The organism is Mesorhizobium sp. P3_A9 (genome assembly GCF_056402975.1).
Genome location: NZ_JBFUGJ010000027.1, coordinates 14,396 through 36,464, shown reverse-complemented (window position 1 = coordinate 36,464; position 22,069 = coordinate 14,396). Strand labels below are relative to the sequence as shown.

The 22,069-nt window shown below is 64.6% G+C and carries 21 protein-coding genes and 1 tRNA gene; 13 read left to right on the top strand and 9 right to left on the bottom strand.

What is annotated here, in order from left to right; genetic code table 11:
- Positions 1–84: 84 nt before the first annotated feature.
- The 3 genes from AC1DX0_RS07260 to AC1DX0_RS07250 form a co-directional block, all read right to left on the bottom strand.
- Complete coding sequence (locus AC1DX0_RS07260) at positions 85–612, bottom strand: P-loop NTPase family protein (RefSeq protein ID WP_477223067.1); 528 nt, start codon at positions 610–612, stop codon at positions 85–87.
- A gap of 71 nt (positions 613–683) precedes the next feature.
- Positions 684–1,046 (bottom strand): hypothetical protein, encoded by a 363-nt coding sequence (locus tag AC1DX0_RS07255; RefSeq protein ID WP_477223068.1) that lies wholly within the window; start codon positions 1,044–1,046, stop codon positions 684–686.
- 154 nt (positions 1,047–1,200) lie between these two features.
- Complete coding sequence (locus AC1DX0_RS07250) at positions 1,201–2,118, bottom strand: class I SAM-dependent DNA methyltransferase (protein WP_477223069.1); 918 nt, start codon at positions 2,116–2,118, stop codon at positions 1,201–1,203.
- 112 nt (positions 2,119–2,230) lie between these two features.
- Between AC1DX0_RS07250 and AC1DX0_RS07245 the strand changes: the two genes are divergently transcribed.
- Together AC1DX0_RS07245 and AC1DX0_RS07240 are read left to right on the top strand one after the other, a co-directional pair.
- Entirely contained in the window at positions 2,231–3,238 is a 1,008-nt protein-coding gene (locus AC1DX0_RS07245; RefSeq protein ID WP_477223070.1) for a ligase-associated DNA damage response exonuclease, read from the top strand.
- 4 nt (positions 3,239–3,242) lie between these two features.
- Positions 3,243–4,844 carry a cisplatin damage response ATP-dependent DNA ligase gene (locus AC1DX0_RS07240; RefSeq protein ID WP_477223173.1) on the top strand — a complete coding sequence of 534 codons (1,602 nt, stop codon included), beginning with the start codon at positions 3,243–3,245 and terminating at the stop codon, positions 4,842–4,844.
- Between the two features lie 19 nt (positions 4,845–4,863).
- On the opposite strand, the gene AC1DX0_RS07235 is transcribed toward AC1DX0_RS07240, so the two are convergent.
- Positions 4,864–6,009 carry a hypothetical protein gene (locus AC1DX0_RS07235; RefSeq protein WP_477223071.1) on the bottom strand — a complete coding sequence of 382 codons (1,146 nt, stop codon included), beginning with the start codon at positions 6,007–6,009 and terminating at the stop codon, positions 4,864–4,866.
- A gap of 287 nt (positions 6,010–6,296) precedes the next feature.
- Between AC1DX0_RS07235 and AC1DX0_RS07230 the strand changes: the two genes are divergently transcribed.
- A tRNA-Thr gene (locus tag AC1DX0_RS07230) sits at positions 6,297–6,372 on the top strand.
- Positions 6,373–6,493: 121 nt separating this feature from the next.
- Here the strand turns inward: AC1DX0_RS07230 and AC1DX0_RS07225 are convergent.
- The gene (locus AC1DX0_RS07225) at positions 6,494–6,814 is read right to left on the bottom strand and encodes a hypothetical protein (RefSeq protein WP_477223072.1); all 321 of its coding nucleotides are present in this window, start codon (positions 6,812–6,814) and stop codon (positions 6,494–6,496) included.
- A gap of 198 nt (positions 6,815–7,012) precedes the next feature.
- Here AC1DX0_RS07225 and AC1DX0_RS07220 point away from each other — a divergent pair, with 198 nt between their 5' ends.
- The 10 genes from AC1DX0_RS07220 to AC1DX0_RS07175 all read left to right on the top strand — a co-directional run bounded on the left by AC1DX0_RS07220 (position 7,013) and on the right by AC1DX0_RS07175 (position 14,079).
- A complete protein-coding gene (locus tag AC1DX0_RS07220) occupies positions 7,013–7,156 on the top strand; it encodes a hypothetical protein (protein ID WP_477223073.1) in 144 nt (47 codons plus the stop codon).
- 10 nt (positions 7,157–7,166) lie between these two features.
- The gene (locus AC1DX0_RS07215; RefSeq protein WP_477223074.1) at positions 7,167–8,237 is read left to right on the top strand and encodes a YihY/virulence factor BrkB family protein; all 1,071 of its coding nucleotides are present in this window, start codon (positions 7,167–7,169) and stop codon (positions 8,235–8,237) included.
- Positions 8,238–8,337: 100 nt separating this feature from the next.
- Positions 8,338–8,526: a YodC family protein gene (locus tag AC1DX0_RS07210; protein WP_019863018.1), complete on the top strand. Its 189-nt coding sequence runs from the start codon at positions 8,338–8,340 to the stop codon at positions 8,524–8,526.
- A 185-nt stretch (positions 8,527–8,711) separates the two neighbouring features.
- Positions 8,712–9,158 carry an EF-hand domain-containing protein gene (locus AC1DX0_RS07205; protein ID WP_477223075.1) on the top strand — a complete coding sequence of 149 codons (447 nt, stop codon included), beginning with the start codon at positions 8,712–8,714 and terminating at the stop codon, positions 9,156–9,158.
- Between the two features lie 45 nt (positions 9,159–9,203).
- Positions 9,204–9,740: an RNA polymerase sigma factor gene (locus AC1DX0_RS07200; RefSeq protein ID WP_477223076.1), complete on the top strand. Its 537-nt coding sequence runs from the start codon at positions 9,204–9,206 to the stop codon at positions 9,738–9,740.
- A gap of 107 nt (positions 9,741–9,847) precedes the next feature.
- Positions 9,848–10,294, top strand: coding sequence for a hypothetical protein (locus tag AC1DX0_RS07195; protein WP_477223077.1), 447 nt, complete (start codon positions 9,848–9,850; stop codon positions 10,292–10,294).
- On the top strand, positions 10,291–10,746 hold the full coding sequence (locus tag AC1DX0_RS07190) for a periplasmic heavy metal sensor (RefSeq protein ID WP_477223078.1): 456 nt from the start codon (positions 10,291–10,293) through the stop codon (positions 10,744–10,746). Before AC1DX0_RS07195 ends, AC1DX0_RS07190 begins: the two co-directional genes overlap by 4 nt.
- A 109-nt stretch (positions 10,747–10,855) precedes the next feature.
- Complete coding sequence (locus AC1DX0_RS07185) at positions 10,856–11,134, top strand: GCG_CRPN prefix-to-repeats domain-containing protein (RefSeq protein WP_477223079.1); 279 nt, start codon at positions 10,856–10,858, stop codon at positions 11,132–11,134.
- 115 nt (positions 11,135–11,249) lie between these two features.
- Positions 11,250–12,794: a DUF1800 domain-containing protein gene (locus AC1DX0_RS07180; protein WP_477223080.1), complete on the top strand. Its 1,545-nt coding sequence runs from the start codon at positions 11,250–11,252 to the stop codon at positions 12,792–12,794.
- Between the two features lie 46 nt (positions 12,795–12,840).
- On the top strand, positions 12,841–14,079 hold the full coding sequence (locus tag AC1DX0_RS07175; RefSeq protein ID WP_477223081.1) for a DUF1501 domain-containing protein: 1,239 nt from the start codon (positions 12,841–12,843) through the stop codon (positions 14,077–14,079).
- A gap of 151 nt (positions 14,080–14,230) precedes the next feature.
- Here the strand turns inward: AC1DX0_RS07175 and AC1DX0_RS07170 are convergent, their stop codons facing one another.
- The 4 genes from AC1DX0_RS07170 to AC1DX0_RS07155 form a co-directional block, all read right to left on the bottom strand.
- Positions 14,231–14,479 (bottom strand): GCG_CRPN prefix-to-repeats domain-containing protein, encoded by a 249-nt coding sequence (locus tag AC1DX0_RS07170; RefSeq protein WP_477223174.1) that lies wholly within the window; start codon positions 14,477–14,479, stop codon positions 14,231–14,233.
- Between the two features lie 155 nt (positions 14,480–14,634).
- Positions 14,635–18,042 (bottom strand): acyl-[ACP]--phospholipid O-acyltransferase, encoded by a 3,408-nt coding sequence (locus AC1DX0_RS07165; protein WP_477354851.1) that lies wholly within the window; start codon positions 18,040–18,042, stop codon positions 14,635–14,637.
- Between the two features lie 267 nt (positions 18,043–18,309).
- Positions 18,310–19,896 (bottom strand): indolepyruvate oxidoreductase subunit beta family protein, encoded by a 1,587-nt coding sequence (locus AC1DX0_RS07160; protein WP_477223083.1) that lies wholly within the window; start codon positions 19,894–19,896, stop codon positions 18,310–18,312.
- Positions 19,889–22,042: a thiamine pyrophosphate-dependent enzyme gene (locus AC1DX0_RS07155; protein WP_477354848.1), complete on the bottom strand. Its 2,154-nt coding sequence runs from the start codon at positions 22,040–22,042 to the stop codon at positions 19,889–19,891. The genes AC1DX0_RS07160 and AC1DX0_RS07155 overlap by 8 nt, the downstream gene beginning before the upstream one ends.
- Positions 22,043–22,069: the final 27 nt, after the last annotated feature.

Genomic DNA, 22,069 nt, shown 5'->3' with positions numbered 1-22,069 from the left:
ACCATGCTGCGCCAGATGGACGCCTTCGAGCGCGGCGAAAAGCTCGACAATCTGGTGGACCGCAAGGCGGGGTATTAGCCAAGATTACCTGGCCAGATCCCATTGCCGGAAGCATTGCTTGATTGCTCTCACGGAGGATAGCCGCAGCTTTGGCAGGTCGAGCTCTTCGAACATCGCCTGGTATCTCCGGCGGTTTTTCGGCGTCGTCACGGCAATATGGCGGATCATGTCCCATTTGACGCTGTCGCGCCCACCCTCCAAGGCACCACGCCTCGCCTTCTCGAACAGGGTTCGCCTGAAATAGCGCAGCAGACTTGCCGGTGTGGAGATATCCAGCAGGATCAATCCCGTCGCCCGCTGAAAGCGTTGCGGCATGCCGACCGAGTAATTTCCATCCATCACCCAGTGCTCACCGGCAATCGCAGCATCATGCAAGGCGATGAATTCGCCCTTTGGACGCGGTTCCCAGTCCGTGTTGGGCAGATGATGAAGCAGATCGAGGTGAATGGGCTCCAGGCCGCGCTTGCGGGCAATCGCGTCGGCCAAGGTCGACTTGCCGCTGTTGGACGGCCCCAGGATGCAGATCCGGTCTCCAAGGTCCGAGAGTTTCATCCGATCGTGCCCTTGCGAGGACATAGCCAGCTGCCTGCGATAAATTCGCGACCAATGATTGTTTCGTATCTTCAGCTGGGCAGAGCGAACTTCTTCTTCTGGTTGTCCGGCTTGCCGCAGTCGCGGCGCTCGATCGACCGGTTCATGGCGTCGATGTCGCCTGCCGCCTTGTCGCTGTCGCGCTGGGCTTTGGTACGCATATCGGGCGTGAACGGGCCGAAACCCATCGCGGGATTGTAGAAGGTCGGCTTCGCGGTCACCGGAAGGTTGTTCTGCTGCGCCAACCCGTTGCGCTGCGCCAGCAACTGATCGCATGGCACGGTGTCATATTGCAGGGAGGACTCGATGTTGGCGTCCTGCCGCTCGGACATCGAATTGCCGACGCAGCCGGCTGTTGCCAGGCAAGAGGCCAAGATCATCATGTTCCAGCGCATCGAATATGCTCCCTCCTGATATTCCGCGCGCGCCCCCTTTTTACCCGCGCACGCGATTCGGGCTTTTTCGCAGCAGAGGCTTCACAGAGACAAGTGGGGCAGTCCCCCTTTTTGGGTTGGGAAGGATCGCCGCATTGGCCCGATTGCGAACGCTTCAGGCTGCGTGGATTTTCCCGGCCACAACGACCAACCCCTCGACCGGTTCCCGACGATCCTGCCGGATCACGGTTGCTTCCAGGGACAGGATCGAAAATCCGCCGGCGGCCAGGATTTCACGCACATAGGTTTCAGAGTGCGCGTAGCGGCGCGATGGCAGCAAGACGAAATCGCCACTGCCGCTCAACTTCTCGACGGAAAAGGCGAACAGGCCATCCCCGGCCAGCAAGCCGGCGATTGTCTTCAGCATGCCGTCGAGCGCGCCGACATAGATGAAAACGTCGGCCACTGTCACCAACTCGGCTTTCGGGCCGGCATAGGAAAAATCCCGCAGATCGGCCTTGCCCAGGAAATCGTAGACGCCCTTGGCCCGAGCCTGCTTCAGCATTCCAGTCGAAATGTCATAGCCCTCCAGCCGGTCGGCAATCGGCCGCAGCCTCTGCCCCATCAGGCCGGTGCCGCAGCCGAGATCGAGCGCCAGCGGGAAGCGACCCGGCTTGGCCGTTCGAATGGCCTGATCCAGCAACTCAGGCAGCCGGTAACCCAGCCTGTCGACCAGTGATTCATCGAAGCTCCCGGCGTAGTGGTCGAACAGCGTCTCGACGAAAGCGCTGGGGAGCGCGTCGGACGCCGGCGCCTTGCCGATCAATTGCAGGTTCAGCGCAGCACCCTGACGATCAGACGGATCGAGTTGCAGCGACACCGTCCATGCCTGCGCGGCCAGATCCGATGCACCCGCCGCCTGCTGCATTTCGCCGAGACGAAACCAGCCCATCGCCCATTGCGGTGTCAATTCGAGTGCCCCGAGCAGCAATTCCGCCGCAGCGGCGTGATCGCCATCCGCATGAAGCATCTCGGCATAGTCGGCGCGGCGATCGGCGTTCAAGTCGCCGGACGAGGCCTGAAGCGGTTTCATGTCATGGGTCCTATCGGCGCATGAGGCCGATGGTGCTGTATGCTGTATGCTGGAGTCAGCAGTCCGTGGCAACAGACTTCCCGTGGCGGAATTATATCCTATCTTGGGGATCATGCGCGCCAGCGACCTGCTTCATCCCCGGCCCGAGGGCCTTTACTGCCCGCCGGGCGACTTCTTCATCGACCCGGTGCGGCCGGTGGATCGCGCGCTGATCACGCACGGCCATTCCGACCATGCGCGGTCCGGCCACCGCTCGGTGCTGGCGACGCAGCAGACGCTCGACATTATGGGCCTGCGCTATGGCGAGGATTTTGCCGGAACGACCCAAGCGGCACGGCTCGGCGAGACGATCGGCCTCAATGGCGTCAGCGTCAGCTTCCATCCAGCCGGCCATGTGCTGGGCTCGGCGCAGATATCGGTCGAGCATCAGGGCATGCGCATCGTCGCCTCCGGCGACTACAAGAGGCGGAAGGATGCGACCTGCGCGCCGTTCGAGCCGATCCGCTGCGACGTGTTCATTACCGAGGCGACCTTCGGCCTGCCGGTGTTTCGCCATCCACCCGACACGGAAGAGATCGCCCGCCTGCTGAAATCGGCGGCGCAGTTTCCTGAACGCTCGCATCTGGTCGGCGCCTATGCGCTGGGGAAGGCGCAGCGGGTGATGCGGCTGTTGCGCGATGCCGGCTACGACAAGCCGCTCTACATCCATGGCGCTCTGGCCAGGCTCAGCGAGTACTATCAGAGCCAAGGCATCGATCTGGGGACACTCGAACCGGCGACAGTGGAAGGCGGTAAGGGGGACTTTGCCGGCGCCATCGTCGTCGGCCCGCCATCGGCCTTCGCCGACCGCTGGGCGCGGCGCTTCCCAGACCCGATCTCGTGCTTCGCGTCGGGCTGGATGCGCATCCGCCAGCGCGCCAAGCAAGGCGGCGTCGAGCTGCCGCTGATCATCTCGGACCATGCTGACTGGGACGAACTGATCGCCACCATCAAGGAGACTGGCGCCGAAGAGATCTGGGTGACCCACGGCCGTGAGGAAGCGCTGGTGCGCTGGTGCGAGCTGGAAGGCATCGCCGCAAAGCCACTGCATCTGGTAGGCTATGAGGATGAGGGCGATTGAGGGCATGAACCGCTTCGCCGAACTCCTCGACCGCCTGGTGCTGACGCCGTCGCGCAACGGCAAGCTGACGCTGCTGGTCGACTATTTCCGCACCGTGGAGGATCCGGACCGCGGTCTGGCGCTGGCCGCCATCACCGGCGATCTCAATATCGCCGCGGTCAAGCCGGCGATGCTGCGCACGCTGGTCACCGAACGTATGGACCCGGTGCTGTTCGGCTATTCCTACGACTATGTCGGCGATCTCGCCGAAACGGTGTCGCTGGTCTGGCCGCAAACGCCCGGCAAGATCCCCAACCGAGAGCCGACACTTGGCGAAGTCGTGGCAAGACTGCAGGCGGCAAGCCGTTCCGACGGGCCGAAGGTGCTGGCGGGGCTGCTCGACAGCGCCGGCATCTCGGCACGCTTTGCCATCATCAAGCTGGTCACCGGCGGCCTGCGCATCGGTGTGTCGGCGCGGCTGGCCAAACAGGCGTTGGCGGATTTCGGCAAGGTCGACGTCGCCGAGATCGAGGAGCTTTGGCACGGGCTGTCGCCACCCTATACGGCCCTGTTCGCGTGGCTGGAAGGCAAGGCTGAGCAGCCGCGCAACACGGCGCTGGCGCTGTTCCGCCCGGTAATGTTGTCGAACCCGGTTGGCGATGGCGATCTCGAAAAGCTCGATCCGGCGGACTATGCGGCCGAGTGGAAATGGGACGGTATCCGCGTCCAGGCGGTAGCGGAAGGCGGCATCCGCCGGCTTTACTCGCGCACCGGCGACGATGTCTCCGGCGCCTTTCCCGACCTTGCCGACGCCATGCACTTTTCCGCGACACTCGACGGCGAGTTGCTTGTCGGCGACCCCAGAGAGGCGACGGGAACCTTCTCGGACCTGCAGCAGCGGCTGAACCGCAAAACGGTGACGCCGAAGATGCAACAGCAGTATCCTGCCTTCATGCGCTGCTACGACCTGCTGCAGATCGGTGATGAGGATTTGCGCGGACTGTCTTTCCGCGAGCGGCGCGGTCGTCTCGAAGCCTTCGTGAAAACGCTCGACCCGAGCCGTTTCGACCTGTCGCCCTTCGTCACCTTCACTGACTGGCAGGCGCTTGAGCAGCTGCGCCGGGCACCGCCGCACCCGATCATCGAAGGCGTGATGCTGAAGCGCTGGGATTCGCCCTATGTCGCCGGCCGGCCGAAAGGCCCATGGTTCAAGTGGAAGCGCGATCCGCACACGGTGGACGCGGTGCTGATGTATGCCCAGCGCGGCCATGGCAAGCGCTCGAGTTTTTACTCCGACTACACGTTCGGCGTCTGGTCCGGAGCTGAGGGCGAGGAGGAACTGGTGCCGGTCGGCAAGGCCTATTTCGGCTTCACCGACGAGGAGTTGAAGCAGATCGACAAATACGTCCGCGACAACACCGTCGAGCGTTTCGGGCCGGTGCGTTCGGTGCGGGCGGACCGTGACAATGGCCTGGTCTTGGAAGTCGCCTTCGAGGGGCTCAACCGCTCGACCCGGCACAAATCCGGCGTCGCCATGCGCTTCCCCCGCATTTCACGGCTACGCTGGGACAAACCGGCCAACGAGGCCGACCGTATCGAGACGCTGCAGGCATTGCTCGACCGTTAGGCGGTCGCGGCAGACGTCCTTACGGCTCGATCGAGACTCGGATCTCGTAGATGTTGACCGCCTTGCCCTGCTTGTCGAAATCGGAATTGACGGCGATGGTTCCGGCCGAGCCCGGATGCTTGTCGGGGAATTGCACGTCGAACAGATATTCGTTGCGCTGCTGGCCGACCGCGTAGCGCTTGCGGCCGCAATCGCCGAGCTCGCCGAAATTGCAGTCGACGGAGATCTGCGTGTCCTTGCCGTCCTCGGCGCGGGCGATGATGTCGAACACGGCGTGCTTGCCGGCGATCTTCTCCAGCACGCCCTGCCCGACATCGAAAGCAACCGCCGAACCGGAGGCACCGGACTGGATGCGCAGGAACGGACCGCTGTCGTCCTTCATCACCTCGGCCTTGGCGTCCGACGGAGCGGCGACATGCGTCGGATCGGTCGGCGAGAACACATTGATCCAGTTGCGCGACTGGTCCGCGGCACCGGGCTTGGCCGGCGCGTTGGCGCCATCGGCCGGGGTGAAATCATCGTCCTCGACGGTTGGCGGCGCCACCGGCGGCGCCGTATCGAGCTGCGCCGCCGTCTTGAACACGCCGGTCTGGATGGCGAAGAACACGCCGATGCCGATCGCCGCAAGCAGGGTCACGGTGAAGAAAATGGCGGTCAGCGGCAGGCGGCGTCCGCGAATGCGCCGCTCGTCGCGATCGGGCGCCACTTCCGTCGCGGCACCCGAAGCGGCGGGAACCGACATGTCGATGGCCGGCGCACCAGGGAGCGTCGCGTCCGGCATGATGTCGGGAACGACCGGCAGCACGCGCGAGCGCGGCGCATCGGATGCGGGCGGCGTGGCCCCGTCGACGGCGACGGCGGACGATGGCGTTTTGTCGCCGATCTCGATGGCGGGCGCCGCAGTAGCTGCGGGCTCGCCCGCCGGGGCGTCGACCTCCAGGCCAACATCCGGCACCGCCGGCAGGAACTCGGATTCGATTTCGGTGATCGTCGCCTGGATCGCCTTGCGGCGCTTGATGGCGACTTCTACGGTCACGCCKGGATTGGCCTGGAGCGCACGATCAAGCGCGGCAAAGGCCGACCGATAGACCCTCTCGCGGAACGCGCGGTCCTCGGCATTGCCCTTTTCCAAGGCGTTCCGGATCGCTTTTTCGATCGCGTCCAAGCGGGTTCCCTCTGCAAATTGCCCAAACTTCCGTGATGGTTAGCCGTAGGCGACCAATCAATCAACGGGCGGGCGCCGCATTCTGCCTCGACGGGCAGTCCAAAGTCCATCTTGGCGATGTTCCGGCAAACAAAATCGGCATGTGCCGGCGATTCTTGCACCAAGGCGGTGCGAACCCCTGGTTTCGGTGGTCGCGGGCGCTCGTGCATGATTTGGCAAGTCGCATCTTGAATTCGCGGCCGGTTGAGTCTATCACCCAGCCCATCTTGGAGGCCTCGGCCTCCCGGGCCGCTTTAGCTCAGTTGGTAGAGCACCGCATTCGTAATGCGGGGGTCAGGTGTTCGAGTCACCTAAGCGGCACCATATTTTCCACATGCTCGACCGTCTCTGGCATTAGGCTTTGCGCCCTCCGAGCGCCATATCGGTACGCGCCTTGGACTGCGATGCTATGGCGATGTTGCCGGTTGGGGAATTGCTCCCTTGCTCACGCGGTGCTGCCCTTTTTGATATCGGCCGAACCCAGTGATCCACTCTCCTCGGCGATAGCCTCGGCAATGTATTCCCTGAGGTCGCCGACCTCATCTTGAATGTCTTCGGCGGCGATGCCTTCATCCTTCGCATCGGCGATGCACTGGCTAGCCAGTTCCTGCGCCACGTCGGCCCCGGCGGGGACCTGGGTCGGTTGTTCGACGACGTGCTCCTCGATCCAATCCTCCACAAAGTGGCCGGCTCGGTTGACGATGAGGTCGGCGTCTTCGGAAAGGTCCGCCTCGGTTTTCAGCTCATGCTTGGTCAACGCCTTCATGGGACACACCTCAACAATGGACCTGCTTGCAACGCCCACGGGCCGCCAAAAGATGCATTGAGCTGACGAGAAAATCGCTGTCTGTCGGGTCGAGCCCTCGATCTCGAGGTTTTCAACGCCGCATCGTGGGAACAGGTCGTCCTTCCGCCGCGTTACTGACCACGCGTCGGACATCGATCCGAGCGAAGGAGGCGGGCCATGAAGGACGAGGCATTCAGCACCCCAGTCAAAGTGCGTCTGAGTGATGGAATCAAAATCGCCGCCGCACAGGAGGTGGCCAGGGAGGCCTTTGCCGCTCTGGCCGCCGCCGCAGCCATCCTGATCGAACGCGGCGCTGAGTAAGGAGCGCCGCGTGGCCTCGAAAGCGAAGCAGAGCCCGCAGCCCGCAGGCAAACAAGTCTCGTTGATCGATGAAGAAGCGGCCAGTCGCGCTGCATCGACGACGCAGGATAGTAAGGCGACCCTGAGGGCGGAGCGGGGTGATCGGGGGCGCGACGCGGCTTGGCCATCACAGATACCTGCTCTCGGCTGGAAGGATATTTTTTGGCGGCTGTGGGAAGAGTTCAACAAGGACCGGGTTCTGCTCGTCGCGGCCGGCGCCACCTTCTATCTGTTGCTGGCACTGTTTCCGGCGCTCGCCGCGTTCATTTCAATTTACGGCTTTGTCGCCGACCCGGTTACAGTTGCCGACCATGTCGCCTATCTCGGCGGATTGCTGCCATCGGGTGGGTTGGACCTCATTCGCGGCCAGTTGCAAGCACTGGCCAGTCAGAAACCCGGCGCTCTCGGCACCGGTTTCTTCATCGGCCTTGGCATTGCGCTGTGGAGTTCCAACAGCGGGATGAAGGCCCTCTTCGACGCGATGAACATCGCCTATGAAGAGCGCGAGAAACGCAGCTTCCTCATGCTCAACGCGATGTCGATCCTGTTTACGGTCGGAGCGCTGCTGATTGGCATCGTGCTGTTGCTGACGGTGGGCGTGGTTCCGGCACTGTTGCGCTTTTTCTACCTTGATGCCTGGACGGAAACGCTCGTCGCGGTGTCTCGGTGGCCGATCCTGATCGGCGCCATGCTGACCGGCATTTCCCTGCTCTATCGCTTCGGGCCTAGCCGCGAACATGCGAAATGGCGTTGGTTGAGCTGGGGCGCCTTGATTGCGACGGTGGCGTGGATCGCGGCGTCCTGGCTGTTCTCGTTCTACCTGCAGCATTTTGCCAATTACAACGCCACATACGGCTCGCTGGGCGCGGTTGTCGGCTTGATGATGTGGACATGGATTTCGGTCATCATCCTCATAGCTGGCGCCGCCATCAATGCGGAGATGGAGCATCAGACCGCCATCGACTCCACCACGGGCCCAGCGCGCCCGATGGGCAAGCGCGGTGCCGTCGTCGCCGACACGTTGGGCAAGATTGCGGATTGATAGCTGGCATGATGGATCGCTCTGCCAGCGACCCATATCCGCCATTGTCGCGACTCGGGTTTGGTGGGAAACTCGTGGGCCTCAGCATGGGAGGTCCAAAATGCCCAACACTTTCAAGACCGGAGACGTCGTCAAGCTGAAGTCCGGAGGGCCGAAGATGACGGTCAGCGACGGCGCTGCTTCCGGCATGTATCTCTGTCACTGGTTCAACCGTGAGGGCGATGTCTGGATCCCGCAACATGCGGGCTTCAAACCGGACCAGTTGGTGGCCGCCGACCCATCGGCGTAGCTCCTGCCCGTTCGCCAGGGGAGGTGGCCGGCCGGCGTGAATTCGGATGACGCCGATGAGGCGGCGTCGCCGAATCGAATGATTGGCACAGGCGACCGACGGATTTCCCCTGTCGCGGCGTTTAACGGTTGAGGCGTGACTACGGCATGGGCCGTGGCCGATGCGCCAACCGGAGACGCCTGAGCATGATACGCCGTTCGATCCTTGCCGCTGCCTTGAGCCTGCTGACCGTTTCGGCTCTCGCCCAGACGGCGACGCAGCCCCCGGCCGCCACGCCTCCTGCTGCCACGCCGCCGGCCGCCGCCGCCCCTGCTGCGCCTAAGGCCAAGTCCGACATCACGCTGGCCAAGTTCCAGAAGCGGCGGGAGAAGGCGATCATGGCCGCCGACACGGATGGTGATGGCAAGATCAGCCTGCTGGAGTGGGAAGCTTTTCAGGCCAAGCGCAACGCCATGGGCGACGCCGCCAAATCCTTCGCGCGCATCGATTCCAATCATGACGGCTTCATCGATCGCGCCGAGCTCGATGCGTTCTTCGCCAAGCGCTTTGCCAGGCTGGACAAGAACGGCGACGGCGTTCTGACGGCGGACGAGATGCCAGGCCACAAATCCGCTGCCAAGCCGGAGCAATGACCAAGAGGCCATGACGCGTGATGAATATCGGGAGTGCGCCAGCCGATGAGCGCCGATCCGGACGAGGAGCTGGTTCGTCGGGTCGGCGCCGGCGATCCCGCGGCGGTGCAGACGCTCGTCGCGCGCAAATTGCCGCGCATCCTTTCGCTTGCCGTACGCATGCTGGGCGACGCGGCGGAGGCCGAGGACGTCGCACAGGAAACCTTCCTGCGCATCTGGCGCCATGCCTCGAGCTGGCGGCGCGGCAACGCGCGCTTCGACAGCTGGATCCACCGGGTGACGCTCAACCTTTGCTACGACCGGCTGCGCCGGCGCCGCGAGGTGGTGACCGACGATGTGCCGGACATGGTGGACCCTGCTCCGCTTCCCGATGCAAGCGAAGAGCCGCATCGGATCGAGCAGGCGTTGCAGGCAATCGCGCCACGCCAGCGCGAGGCGATCATCCTGGTCTATTATCAGGAGATGTCCAACATAGAGGCGGCCGCGACCCTGGAGATCAGCGTCGATGCGTTGGAGAGCCTGCTCTCGCGCGGCCGGCGAGCCTTGCAGATGATCCTGGCCAGGGATGGCATCCATGACTGAGAAAGGCGCGACCATGAATGGCGCACATTCACCGCGCCTTGCGGGTGTCCGGCGGCTCATTTCCAACCCGCGTGGGCACGCGGCACCAAAGGGCAAGGGGAAGATAGATGGCTGAAGACATCGAGGACGACCCGGCAATGGACGCTCGACGCTTCGCGGCGCTCGCCGAGGCCTATGGCGGCGATTTGCGGCGCTGGCCGCAAGCGGAGCGCGAAGCCGCCGCCGCCTTTGCTTCAAGCGAGGCGGGCCAAGCCATTTCGCGAAAGGCCGACACGCTTGACGCCCTGCTTGACAGCTACAGCGTCCCCCACCCCGGCAGGGCGCTGCATGACACGATCCTGCGGAGCGCCGACCGGTACATCGTCCGGCGCCGGCGCCAGCGGTTCTGGTGGCTGGGGTTGGGGCTGGCCGGCATTGGGCTGGCCGGCGCCATCGCCGGACTGGCCCTTGTGACCGTCGTCACGCCCGAGGTTCAGCCCGACCACTATGTGCTCGATGCCAATGCGACGGCGTTCGGCGATGCCGGACCCGAAACGATCGAGGAAGACCTATGAGCACAGGGCGCAATCTTCTTATCGCTTCGGTGGTGCTGAACGTCTTCCTGGCCGGCGCGCTTGCCGGCGGGGCGGTCTGGATAAGAAGCGGCAAATCGGCCCAGGGCACCTCGCTGGAAGCAGCCGGCGGCCGGCTTCCCGACCAGCAACGCACACTGTTCCGCAAGGCGCTGCGCGAAGTCCGTCGCGAGTCGCACGACATCATCCTCGACGGCCAGCAGGCCAGGCGCGAGGCGGCGGATCTGCTGCGGCAGCCTGTCCTCGACACGGCGGCCCTGTCGGCGGCGCTCGAGCGGGCCCGCAATGCCGACGTCACCGTGCGCACGCGGCTGGAGCAGCGCATTATCGAGTTCGCGGCGGCGGGTTCCGCCGAGGATCGCGGCGTGCTGGCGGAGGGCCTCGCAAGACGCAGCGGGACACAGCCATCCGCCACTCCAAAAAAATCGCCGTGACGACCGACGGAAAATGCCGACGGCGCCCGTTTAACGAGATGAAGGGCAGACCTGCCGGACCATCTGGTGCCGACAGGTTTTCAACCTCGGACAACTTCGGAGCATGGTCATGAACTATCTGACAAAATACGCGATCACCGCCGCTCTCGCGGTGACCGGAACGGCGGCGACGGTTGCGGCATCCTCGGCGATGCCGCTGGCGCCGCTTGCCGCCCCAGCGCTGGTCGAGCACGTCGCCTGGGGTTGCGGCCCTGGCTGGCATCCCAATCCCTGGGGCCGCTGCGTCCCCAACCGCGTGGTGGTCTACCCCGGTTACCATTATTGGCATGGCCCGGCCTTCTATATCGGGCATCCGCACCGCCACTGGCACCGCTGGCATCGCTGGTAGGATCGCCCGGGGCCGTCCGCAGCGCCGGCCCCACGACCTCGGTTGAACAGGCACGAAACGGCTCGAACGGGCTTCCGGCGCCGCGCGTTGGAAGCCCCAGCAATGGAGAGCTGACTTGGCTATCCCGGCTTCCAATTCCCCGCCAGATCCAGCCCTCGTCGCTTTCAACCGCTTCGGCCTCGGCGCGCGGCCCGGCGACCGCGACAGGGTGGCCCACGACCCGCGCGGCTATCTGAAGGCGGAACTGCGGCAGCCCGACATCGCCCTGATCTCACTCGATGATCCGGCCTATGCCAGCCTGCCGGGCAGCACGCCGGCCATCCAGGCCAGCATGGCGGCGAATTTCCAGCGCAAGCTCGGCCGCGAGCATATGGCCGCAGCTGTAGCGCAGCCGGCGACGGCGAGCGCCCAAACCATGCCTGCCCAGAATACAGCCGCCCAGAATATACCTGCGAAGGCCACGCCGGCCCCGATTACGCCTGTCCAAGCCGTGCCCCCATCCTCAGCCCCGGCAAAGTCCACAGCCGCGGCAAAGCCCGCGCCGCCAATCGAGGCCACGCTGTTCCGCGCAGAAGCCCAGGCGCGCTTCGACAAGGCGCTGCGCGCCGAGGCCGGCTTTGTCGAACGTCTCGTCTATTTCTGGTCGAACCATTTCTGCGTTTCAGTGGCGAAGGACAACATCGTGCGCGCGAGCGCCGGTGCCTTCGAACGGGAAGCCATCCGGCCCTTCGTGCTCGGCCGTTTCGCCGACATGCTGATCGCGGTGGAGCGGCATCCGGCGATGCTGTTCTATCTCGACAACCAGCAGTCGATCGGCCCGGACTCCCGCGCCGGCAAGAACCGCCAGCGCGGCCTCAACGAGAACCTCGCTCGCGAGATCATGGAACTGCACACGCTGGGCGTCGGCAGCGGTTATAGCCAGGCCGATGTCACCAGCTTCGCGCGCATCCTGACCGGCTGGACGATGGCCGGGCGCGAAGGTCGGCTGGGCGAACCCGGCAGCTCTGTCTTCAACGCCAATGCCCATGAGCCGGGCGATGCGGTGCTGCTGGGCAAGACCTATCCGGCCGGCGGCATGGGCCAGGCCGAGGCCGCACTCAACGACATCGCCAGCCATCCGGCGACGGCGCAGCACATCGCCACCGAACTCGCCCGTCATTTCATAGCGGACGAGCCGCCGCCCGCGGCGGTCGCGCGCCTGGCCAAGGTTTTCGCCAAGAGCGACGGCAATCTCAGGGCAATGGCGGCGACCCTCATCGACATGCCGGAGGCCTGGTCGACGCCCCTCGCCAAGATGCGCTCGCCCTTCGACTACATCGCCGCCATCCGCCGGGCGGCCGGCCCGGGTCCGGCAAACGATCCCGGCCAATCGCTCAACTGGCTCAACGCGCTGGGCGAGCCGCTCTGGCAGCCGCCGGGACCGAACGGCTTTTCCGACGAGGCGGACAGCTGGGCCTCGGCCGAAGGCATGAAAATCCGCCTCGACATCGCCTGGCAGGCGGCCCGCCAGGTCAAGGATATCGGCAATCCCAACGACATGCTCGACGCTGTCATCGGCCCTTCCGCCTCGCCGGAGACGCGGCAGGCGGTCGCCCGTGCCGAGTCCAAGCAGCAAGGCCTGGCGCTGCTGCTGATGGCGCCGGAATTCCAGAGACGATAGCGCGAGCGACAGGTCCGGCGCCGACAACTCCCATGGAGACCAAGTCATGAGCCTGCTGTGTGAAACCCCGCATCCTTCCCGCCGCGCCGTGCTGATAACCGGCGGCGCACTGTTTGCCTGGGCCTACCTGCCGCGTTTCGCCCGCGCCGCCGACAATCGCGATCCGCGCTTGATCGTCATCGTCCTGCGCGGCGCGCTCGACGGCCTGTCGGCGGTCGGTCCGATCGGCGATCCCGACTATGCCGGCCTGCATGGCGACATCGCTCTTTCACTCGCCGGCCCGCACGCGGCGCTGCCGCTCGACGGTTTCTTCGCGGTCAATCCGGCGATGCCGGTCTTTGCGCGGCTGTTCAAGGCAAACCAGGCGGCAGTGGTGCATGCCGCCGCGACCGGCTATCGCGAACGCTCGCATTTCGATGGCCAGGATGTGCTGGAAAGCGGTTTTGCCGGTCCGGGCCATGTTGCCACCGGATGGCTCAACCGGGCGCTGGAGAGCCTGCCGGCGGGTGACCGTGTGGCGACGCTTGGCGGGCTGGCCGTCGGCCCGTCGACGCCGCTGGTGATCCGAGGTGCTGCCCCTGTGCTCGGCTGGGCGCCGCAATCGCTGCCGGCGCCGGCGGGCGACCTCGCGGCGCGGGTTCTCGATCTCTACCAGCATCGCGACCCGGTGCTGGCGGTGGCCCTGCGAAAAGGCCTCGACGCCGACCGCATGGCGCTCGACGAACAGATGGGCGGCAAGACGATGAAGCCGAAGGGCGGCCTCGACAGCGCCGCCGGCATGCGCCAGGCCGCGCAAGGTGCCGCCAAACTGATCGCGGCCGATGACGGGCCACGGGTTGCAGCGCTCGCCTTCGACGGCTGGGACACGCATGTCAATGAAGGTGGCGCGACGGGCCGGCTCGCCACGCTGCTCGGTGGCCTCGACGGCGCCTTCGAGGAATTCGAGAAGGGGCTCGGCGAGCGCTGGAAGGACACAGCGATCGTTACCATCACCGAGTTTGGGCGCACGGCGCAGATCAACGGCACGGTCGGCACCGATCATGGCACCGGCACGGTGGTGCTGCTCGCCGGCGGCGCGATCAAGGGCGGCCGCGTCATCGCCGACTGGCCCGGCTTGAAGCCGTCCCAGCTTTACCAACAGCGCGACCTCGCCCCGACCAGCGATGTCAGGGCGGTGCTGAAAGGCCTGCTCGCCGACCAGTTCGGACTCTCGGCCTCAGTGCTCGGCGACAAGGTGTTTCCGGAGTCCGCGGCGGTGAAGCCGATGCGGGATCTCGTCGTATGAGGAATTGAGATGACGTCACAGGGGACGCCACCTCTAACTCTTTGTTTTGACGCAATTCCGGGCGGAAAACCGTTCACACTTTTCCTGGAATTGCTCTAGCGGAAACGCCCACACCGCTTCGGAGCGGGTGCCGCGTCGATCCGCTCGGTGATCACAAGTGGTGGTGCCAGTGGTGATGGTGCCGCCAATGTCCCGGCCCGATTATTATCACACGACGATGGTTGGGCACGCAACGCCTCCACGGGTTCATGTGCCAGCCAGGGCCGCATCTCCAGCCGACGCTTTCGGCCTGCAACGGAGCGGCGCTGGGCTTTGCTACGGGCAGCGCCTGCGAGCCGATGCTCGACAGCATCAACGTGCCTGCTGCGACTGCGATGGGCAGAATGTATCTGGTGAGCATGATCGTGTCCTCCATGGTTCACATTCCCGGGAACAGCATAGCACTGAGCCGGCTGAAGCCGCGTGAGGGGTCCGATCACATATTCGTTAGCGGCAAAACGCTCGGCAGGCGACGCCGCGATTTTCAGCGCGGCGTCGTTGAGCATGTCGCCTTGATCAAGCGGCCTCGACCTTGGCGGCGGGCGCACCTTCTCCCCGCACCAGTCTGGTCACGCCGGCGAAGTCGAGCTTACCGGAGCCGAGCACCGGCACTTTCTGGACGACGCGCACTTCGGCGGGCACCATCAGGTCCATGGCGCCGTTCGCCTTGGCGAAGGCCAGGAGTTCGGCACGTGTGGCGCCGGGGGCCTCGGTGATGAGAATGAGCTTCTCGCCCTTGCGCTCATCCGGCACGGAAGCGACTGCCGACAACAAGCCTTTCCACAATTCTCCCGCCAGCGCCTCGACGGCGGCGAGCGAAATCATCTCGCCACCGATCTTGGCGAAACGCTTGGCGCGGCCGCGAATGGTGATGAAGCCGCCCTCATCGACCGAGACCACATCGCCAGTGTCATGCCAGCCGTCCGCCAGCGCTTCGAGCACGCCCGGCTTCTCGGCGCGCAGATAGCCCGCCATCACGTTGGGCCCGCGGACATGCAGCCTGCCGCCTTCGTCGACACCTGGCACCGGATCGAGGCGATACTCCATGCCGGGCATGATTTTGCCGACACTGCCGGAACGGTTGTACATGGGCGTGTTGATGGAGATGACCGGCGCGGTCTCGGTGACACCGTAGCCTTCCAGGATGCGCACGCCGAACTTCTCCATATAGGTCATACGCGTCGACGGCTTGACCGGTTCAGCGCCGGCAAAGCAATAGCGTATCGAGCGGAAGTCGTACGGGTGCGCGGTGCGCGCATAGCCGCTGAGGAACGTATCGGTGCCGAAGATGATCGTCGCATTGGATGCGTAAATCAGTTCCGGCACGAGGCGGTAGTGCAGCGGTGATGGGTAGAAATAGACCGGCACACCCGAAATCAGCGGCAGCACCGTGCCGGCCGTCAAGCCAAAAGAATGGAAGATCGGCAAGACGTTGAACACCTTGTCGCCCGAGTGGAAGTCGATGCGCGAGGCCGCCTGCGCCGCATTGGCCAGGATGTTGCGGTGAGTAAGCACCACACCCTTCGGCGTGCCTTCCGAGCCCGAGGTGAACAGGATCACCGCCGGGTCGGTTGACTTGCGCGGCGCACGCGGCGTCGACTTGCGCAGCAGGCCGAGCAACTTGTCCTTGAGACCGATCGTTTTGCGCAGATCGTCGAGCCAGACGATGTCAACCGAGCGGCCGATTTCCTCGACCACCGCGCCGAGCTTTGCCTGCTCGACGAACGCGCGAGACGTGAGCACAGTCCGAACTTGCGCCGCCTTGCAAGCGGACAGGATGTTGGCGGCACCAGCGGTGAAGTTGATCATCGCCGGCACCTTGCCGGCCGACATCACGCCRAGCAGCGTSGCGCAKGAGCCATTGGCGTTGGGCAGCATGATGCCGAGCGTCTGCTGRTCGGCRTARAKGTTCTGGAAYTTCTCRCCGAGYACGGCGGCMGCSGTCARCAGCTTGCCGTAGCTSAGYGARCCGGTGACCGGATCCTSSACGGCGAGCCGTTTCATGCCGCGTTCATTCGCCGTCAAGATGATCTTTTCCAGCACCGTCTTGTCGATGTCCTGGGTGCGGAAGACGAGATCCGACATCACCTGATAGAGGGCCGCACCCGCTGCGGCGCGACGCTGGCGGCCCTTCAGTTCCTGCGGCACTTCGAGCTTGACCGGCTCCAGAATGGTCACCTTGACCTTCGGGAACAGGCGGCGGCGCACATGCTGCGACGTCAGCCGGGAGAACGGGCTTTTCTCCAGCCCATCGATGCGGATCGGCACAACCATCGAGCCGGTCTTGTCCGCCACCATGGCGGCGCCGTCATAGACCTTCATCAGCCCGCCGGTGACGGTGATGCGGCCTTCGGGGAAGATGACCAGAGGATCGCCGCCCTGCACGACCTTGATCAGCGTGCGGGTCGACATCGGCTTGGCCGGGTTGAGCGGCAGAGCGCGGGCAAGCTTCATGAACGGCTTCATCCACCAGGCCTGGGCGATGGTGTAGTCGATGGCGAAGACCGGCTCTTCATCGGTCAGCGTCAGCGCCAGCGGACCGTCGAGGAAGCTGACGTGGTTGAGTGCCAGGATCGGCGCCTTGCCGGCCGCCTTGAGGTTGTCCATGCCCTCGACCTCCAGGCGCAGGAAGGCGCGGAACAGAATGGAGACGAAGTCGCGGAACGCGTTGGTCGGCAGGAATTTCAGCATCAGCCAGGCAGCAACGGCGTTGGCCACGGCGAGCCCGAACAGGATGCCGCCGGTCGAGACTTTCGTCTGGATCACGGCGACGAGAATGCCGCCGACGGTCATGAAGCCGGCATTGACGATGCTGACGGCAGCGACGACACGGGCGCGGCGCGCTTCGGGCGACCAGGCCTGCACCGCGGCGAAAGTCGGCACCACAAGGAAGGCGCTGGCGATGGCCATGCCGGCAAGGTCGATGGCGACGCGGATGGTGTTTGGCCCGGCGAAAAACAGGCCAAGTGTTTCGGCCCTGGGCGACGGCTGCATGCTCCAGATGGTCCAGGCAAGATGCAGGCCGAACAGCGCCAGCAGCGCCGTGCCGACCGGTGCCGGCAGAAGCACGATGCGCCCCTGCGACATCCATGCGGCAATGGCGGAGCCAATCGCGATCGAGACGGCAAACACCGCGAGATAGACGGTGACGGCGATCTCGTTGCCGCCGAGCGAATCCTTGATCAAGGTCGGCAGGATCGACAGCACGATGGCGCCGATCAGCCAGAACCAGGAGGTCATCAGGCCGGCGCGCCAGATGCGCGTGTCGGTGCGCAATTCGCTGACCTGGCGCCAGGTCGAGCGGAAGATGTTCTTGTCGATGGCAAGGTCGGGCGCCGCCGAACCGGTGGACGGGATGTAGCGGCTGACGAACCAGCAGCCGATGGCCAAGGCCATCATGATCGGCCCGAACACCGTGACGCCGATGCCGTCGGCCGAAACGACGCCGCCGGCAATGGTGCCGCCGAGGATGGCGGCAAACGTCGCCGACTCGATCCAGGCGTTGGCCTTGGGCAGTTCCTTGCGCTCGAGGTGATCGGGCAAGATGCCGTATTTGATCGGTCCGAACAGCGCCGAGATGACGCCGAACATCAGCAGCGCCGTCATCAGCACCGGGATCGACGACAGCGCGATGCCGGCGACAGAGACTGCCGCCGCGGCGATCTCGGCGAATTTCAGCCGGCGGGCGATCAGCGCCTTGTCGAAGCGGTCGGCGATCTCGCCGCCAAGGGCTGACAACAACAGGAAGGGGGCCATGAAGACGGCCCCCGCCAAAGTGACCAGCGAAGCCGCCTGGTCGGCGGCCAGCGTGAAGAGGATCAGGAACACCAGTGTGTTCTTGAGGAAATTGTCGTTGAAGGCGGACAGGAACTGCGTCCAGAACAGAGGCGCAAAGCGCCGGGACAACATCAGATGCGTGTTCATGGCGATTTCCATTTTGCGGAACCTGCGACGATGCGCCGGAGGCTCTGCGGGTTGAAGGCGGTGTTTCAATCTCAGTGATATCAGTGAGCTGATTAAACTTCCTTACTATGCTTGATGCCCATCCATGGCTTTCGATCTGCCCGAAATGAACATCGTTCACAATCGCACTCTATCAGGTTTTGAACATTGTTCAAGCAGAAAATGAACAACGTTCACCGAAACCGAAAACGGAGCCTGCGACTGGGAGGTCTGTTAGGGGAAGCGCCCTCAGTTGCCGGTTGCCGGAGCTGGTCCCAGCGTCGCCACGGTCTTCAGAGCGCCATCGAGCATGTCGCCCTTCTCGTCCTTCAGCGCCGCCTCGCGCAGGCGGCGGATCCAGTCGGCGGCATCGTCGCGGCCCTTGAGCAAGTCGAGAGCTGAGAGCACGCGGTCGAATTTCGACTGGGCGCGGACATGAGTGTCGCTGTAGCCCTTGATCAGCCGGCGGCAGTTGAGGATTTCGACGGCGAGCGCATAGTCCTCGGGCACATGGCTGAGCGCCAGCGCGTACCAGCGATCGAGATGGGTCATCTCGACCTTGTGGCGCAGCAGGCTGCGGCGCCAGCGGCGCAGGCCGCCGATGAACCACAGGGCCGCGAAACCGGCAAAGCTGTCGGTGCGGATACGCCGGCCATGGTTGATGCGGCGGTCGAGGAAGGCGGCGAGTTTCGGCCGGTTCTCGATATAGCTGCCGAGCCCCGCCGGCAGCGTGCCGCAGAACTCCTCGATCCGCGGATGAAAATATTCCGTCACCTGCAGGATCGAGCCGTCCTTGACGCCGACCTCCTTGCGCACGCGTTTGTCACGTGTCGAGCGCGTCTTCAGGTCCGCGACACGGATCATGTCGTCGTAGCATAGGGCATTGGCGAGATGCTTGGCGGCGGCGATGGACAGCCCATGGGCATGGTCGGCGCCATCCAGCGCGACAGCCTTGTCCAGCCGGTCGAGATACTCCCGCCCATAGGCGATGTCCTGATAGTCGACGACCTTTCTCAGTCCCCGGAGCGCCATGTCGCGGACAGCCACGGGCATCAGGTCGATGCGGGCGGCGAGCGCCTGCCAGCCTTGCAGCAGGTTTTGCGGGCCGCTGACGCGCCCTGTCCCCAGGGCGGATTCGACAATCGCCGGCTCTGCCGGCTTTGACGCAGGTGCGGCCGTGCCACGCGCGCGGTCATAAGCAGCGCCGAAGGCGGCAAGGCTGGCTTTGACACCGCGCCCTCCGGCACCGATCGCCTGCTCGTAGCTTTCACGCGTGAACGGCAGCGCGTCGGATCCGGCCAGCGCGCCAAGCAGGCTGGCCGAAATCATCGAACCATTGTCGGCGGCGATCTTTTCCATGTCGAAAGCGATGAAGCGCTTGGATGCCGCTTCCGCCGTCGCATGCACCTTTGACGACGAGGCCCGGCCATCACCCGGCTCGATCTTTTCCGACACCGCGGCAATGCGGTGTGAGGAGGCGATCAGCGTGGTGCGCTCTGGTGTAACGAAGCCCCTGATGATGGCGCGGCCAGCTTCCATCAATTCGGCGGCGATCAATATGTCAACGTCGCCTTGCGACGGCGACAGCGCAAAGACCGGCAGCCGGCCGGTGTCGCGGGCCATCTCGATATAATAGATCGTGGCGCCGGTGCGCTGTGCAACGCCGGCGACCGAGGTCGACTGCGCGACATGGCCATTGCGCTCGGCAACATCGGTGATCCAGTCGGCCAGCACGCCACCGCCCTGGCCGCCAACGGCCAGCACGGCGAGCTTGATGACGCGCTCGTCGTCCTGGGCGCCGGCCTTGGCGCGGAATGGCGGGACAGCGTCAAGCATCGGCGAAAGTCAGGCGCCGGCTTTCGCGGCGGCGCTGCAGCAGGCCGATGGTGGCGCGGCGCGCGGATTCAAGGAAGCGGTCCCAGCGGCTCGGATTGTGCACCACATCGGCGCGGTAGAAGGAGGGGCAGAGCACCGCTGCGTCCGCCACCTCGCCGCAATTGCCGCAGCCGACGCAGCTCTGGTCGATCGATGCCACCGGATCGTCGCGCAGCGGATCGTCGAGCGACTTCACCGACAGCGACGGGCAGCCGGACAGGCGCATGCAGGCATGATCGCCGGTGCAGATGTCCTCGTCGACGCCGAATTTCGGCTTCACCACACGCTCGCCACCCTTGATCGCYTTGTCGACCAGMGGCTTTTCGCGGCGCTGACGGTTGAGCATGCATTCGGACGAGGCGACGATGACCTTCGGCCCCTTCTCGTCCGTCGTCAGCGCCTCGTGCAGCGTGTCCTGCATCTTGGTCACGTCATAGGTGCGGTCGACATGGCGCAGCCATTTGACGCCCATGCCTTTCACCGCCTCGGTGATCGGATGTTTGGTCGACTTGGTCTTGTTGCCCGCGCGCGATGACAGGATGTCCTGTCCGCCCGTGGCGGCCGAATAGAAATTGTCGACGATGACGATGACGCCGTCATTCTTGTTGAACACCGCATTGCCGATCGAGGAGGTCAGGCCGTTGTGCCAGAAGCCACCATCGCCGACGAAGGAGATCGAGCGGCGCTTGGCGTCGGGCGAATTGAAGGCCGAGGCGGAAGCCGGCCCCAACCCGTAGCCCATGGTGGTGGCGCCTAGTTCGAAGGGCGGCATGATCGAGAACAGATGGCAGCCGATGTCGGAAGCGATGTGATGCTTGCCGAGTTCCTGTTCGACCAGCTTCGTCGCGGCAAAGATCGGCCGCTCCGGACAACCGATGCAGAAGCCCGGCGGGCGACCGGGCACGACATTGATCAGGTCCGCGGTGTCGACGCCGTCGCCGACCTTGTTGGGTGCGCGCACCTCGCCCGGCAGCAGATGTGGCGCCTCGGCGCGCAGGAAGGTGCCGATGCCGTCGAGCATGACCTGGCCGGTGTATTCGCCGGCCATCGGCAAATACTCCTTGCCGACCAGCCTGGTGCCGCGCCCAGCCTTGTGCAGCATCGAAGCAAAGGCCTGCTCGATGTAATTGGGCTGGCCTTCCTCGACGACCAGCACCGCCTGCTTGCCTTCACAGAAGGTGAGGAACTCATCGTCGATCAGCGGATAGACGGCGTTGAGCACATAGAGCGGCACATCCGTCTCGCCGTAAGTGTCGGCAAGGCCAAGCCGCTGCAGCGCGCGGATGACCGCATTGTACATGCCRCCCTGCAKGACGATGCCRACCGAGCCATGRTCCGAMCCGAAGAATTCGTTGATCTTGTTCTTGGCGATAAAATCCACCGCAGCCGGCCAGCGCTTCTGCACCTTTTCCTTCTCGTGCAGAAAGGAGGCGGGCGGCAGCACGATGCGGCCGGTGTCGCGGCGTGGCGCGTCGAGCGCATCGCCCACCGTCATCGGCGGGCGCTTGTTGTCCTTGGCGATGAAGTGGCCATGGACGTGGCAGCAGCGGATGCGCACCTGCAGCATGACCGGGGTGTTGGAAATCTCGGACAGTTCGAAACCATCTTCCACCGCCTTGACGATCGACGGCAGGTTCGGGCGCGGGTCGAGCAGCCAGACCTGGCTCTTCATGGCGAAGGCATGGCTGCGCTCCTGCATGATCGAGGAACCCTCGCCATAATCCTCGCCGACAATGATCAGCGCGCCGCCGGTGACGCCACCGGAGGCGAGGTTGGCAAGCGCATCTGAGGCGACATTGGTGCCGACGGTCGACTTGAAGGTCGCGGCACCACGAATGGGATAATGCACCGAGGCGGCGAGCATGGCGGTGGCGGTGGCTTCCGAGGCACTGGCCTCGAAATGCACGCCGAGCTCACCCAGAATATCCTGCGCGTCGGCCAGCACGTCCATCAGATGGCTGATCGGTGCGCCCTGGTAGCCGCCGACATAGCCGACGCCGCATTGCAACAGCGCCTTGGTGATGGCGAGGATACCTTCGCCGGCAAACTCCTCGCCAGCGCCGAGCCGGAGCTTTTCGACTTCCTTGGCAAAAGACCGTTCGGCCATTTTTCCAACCTTCCGTTGCCGGCCGAT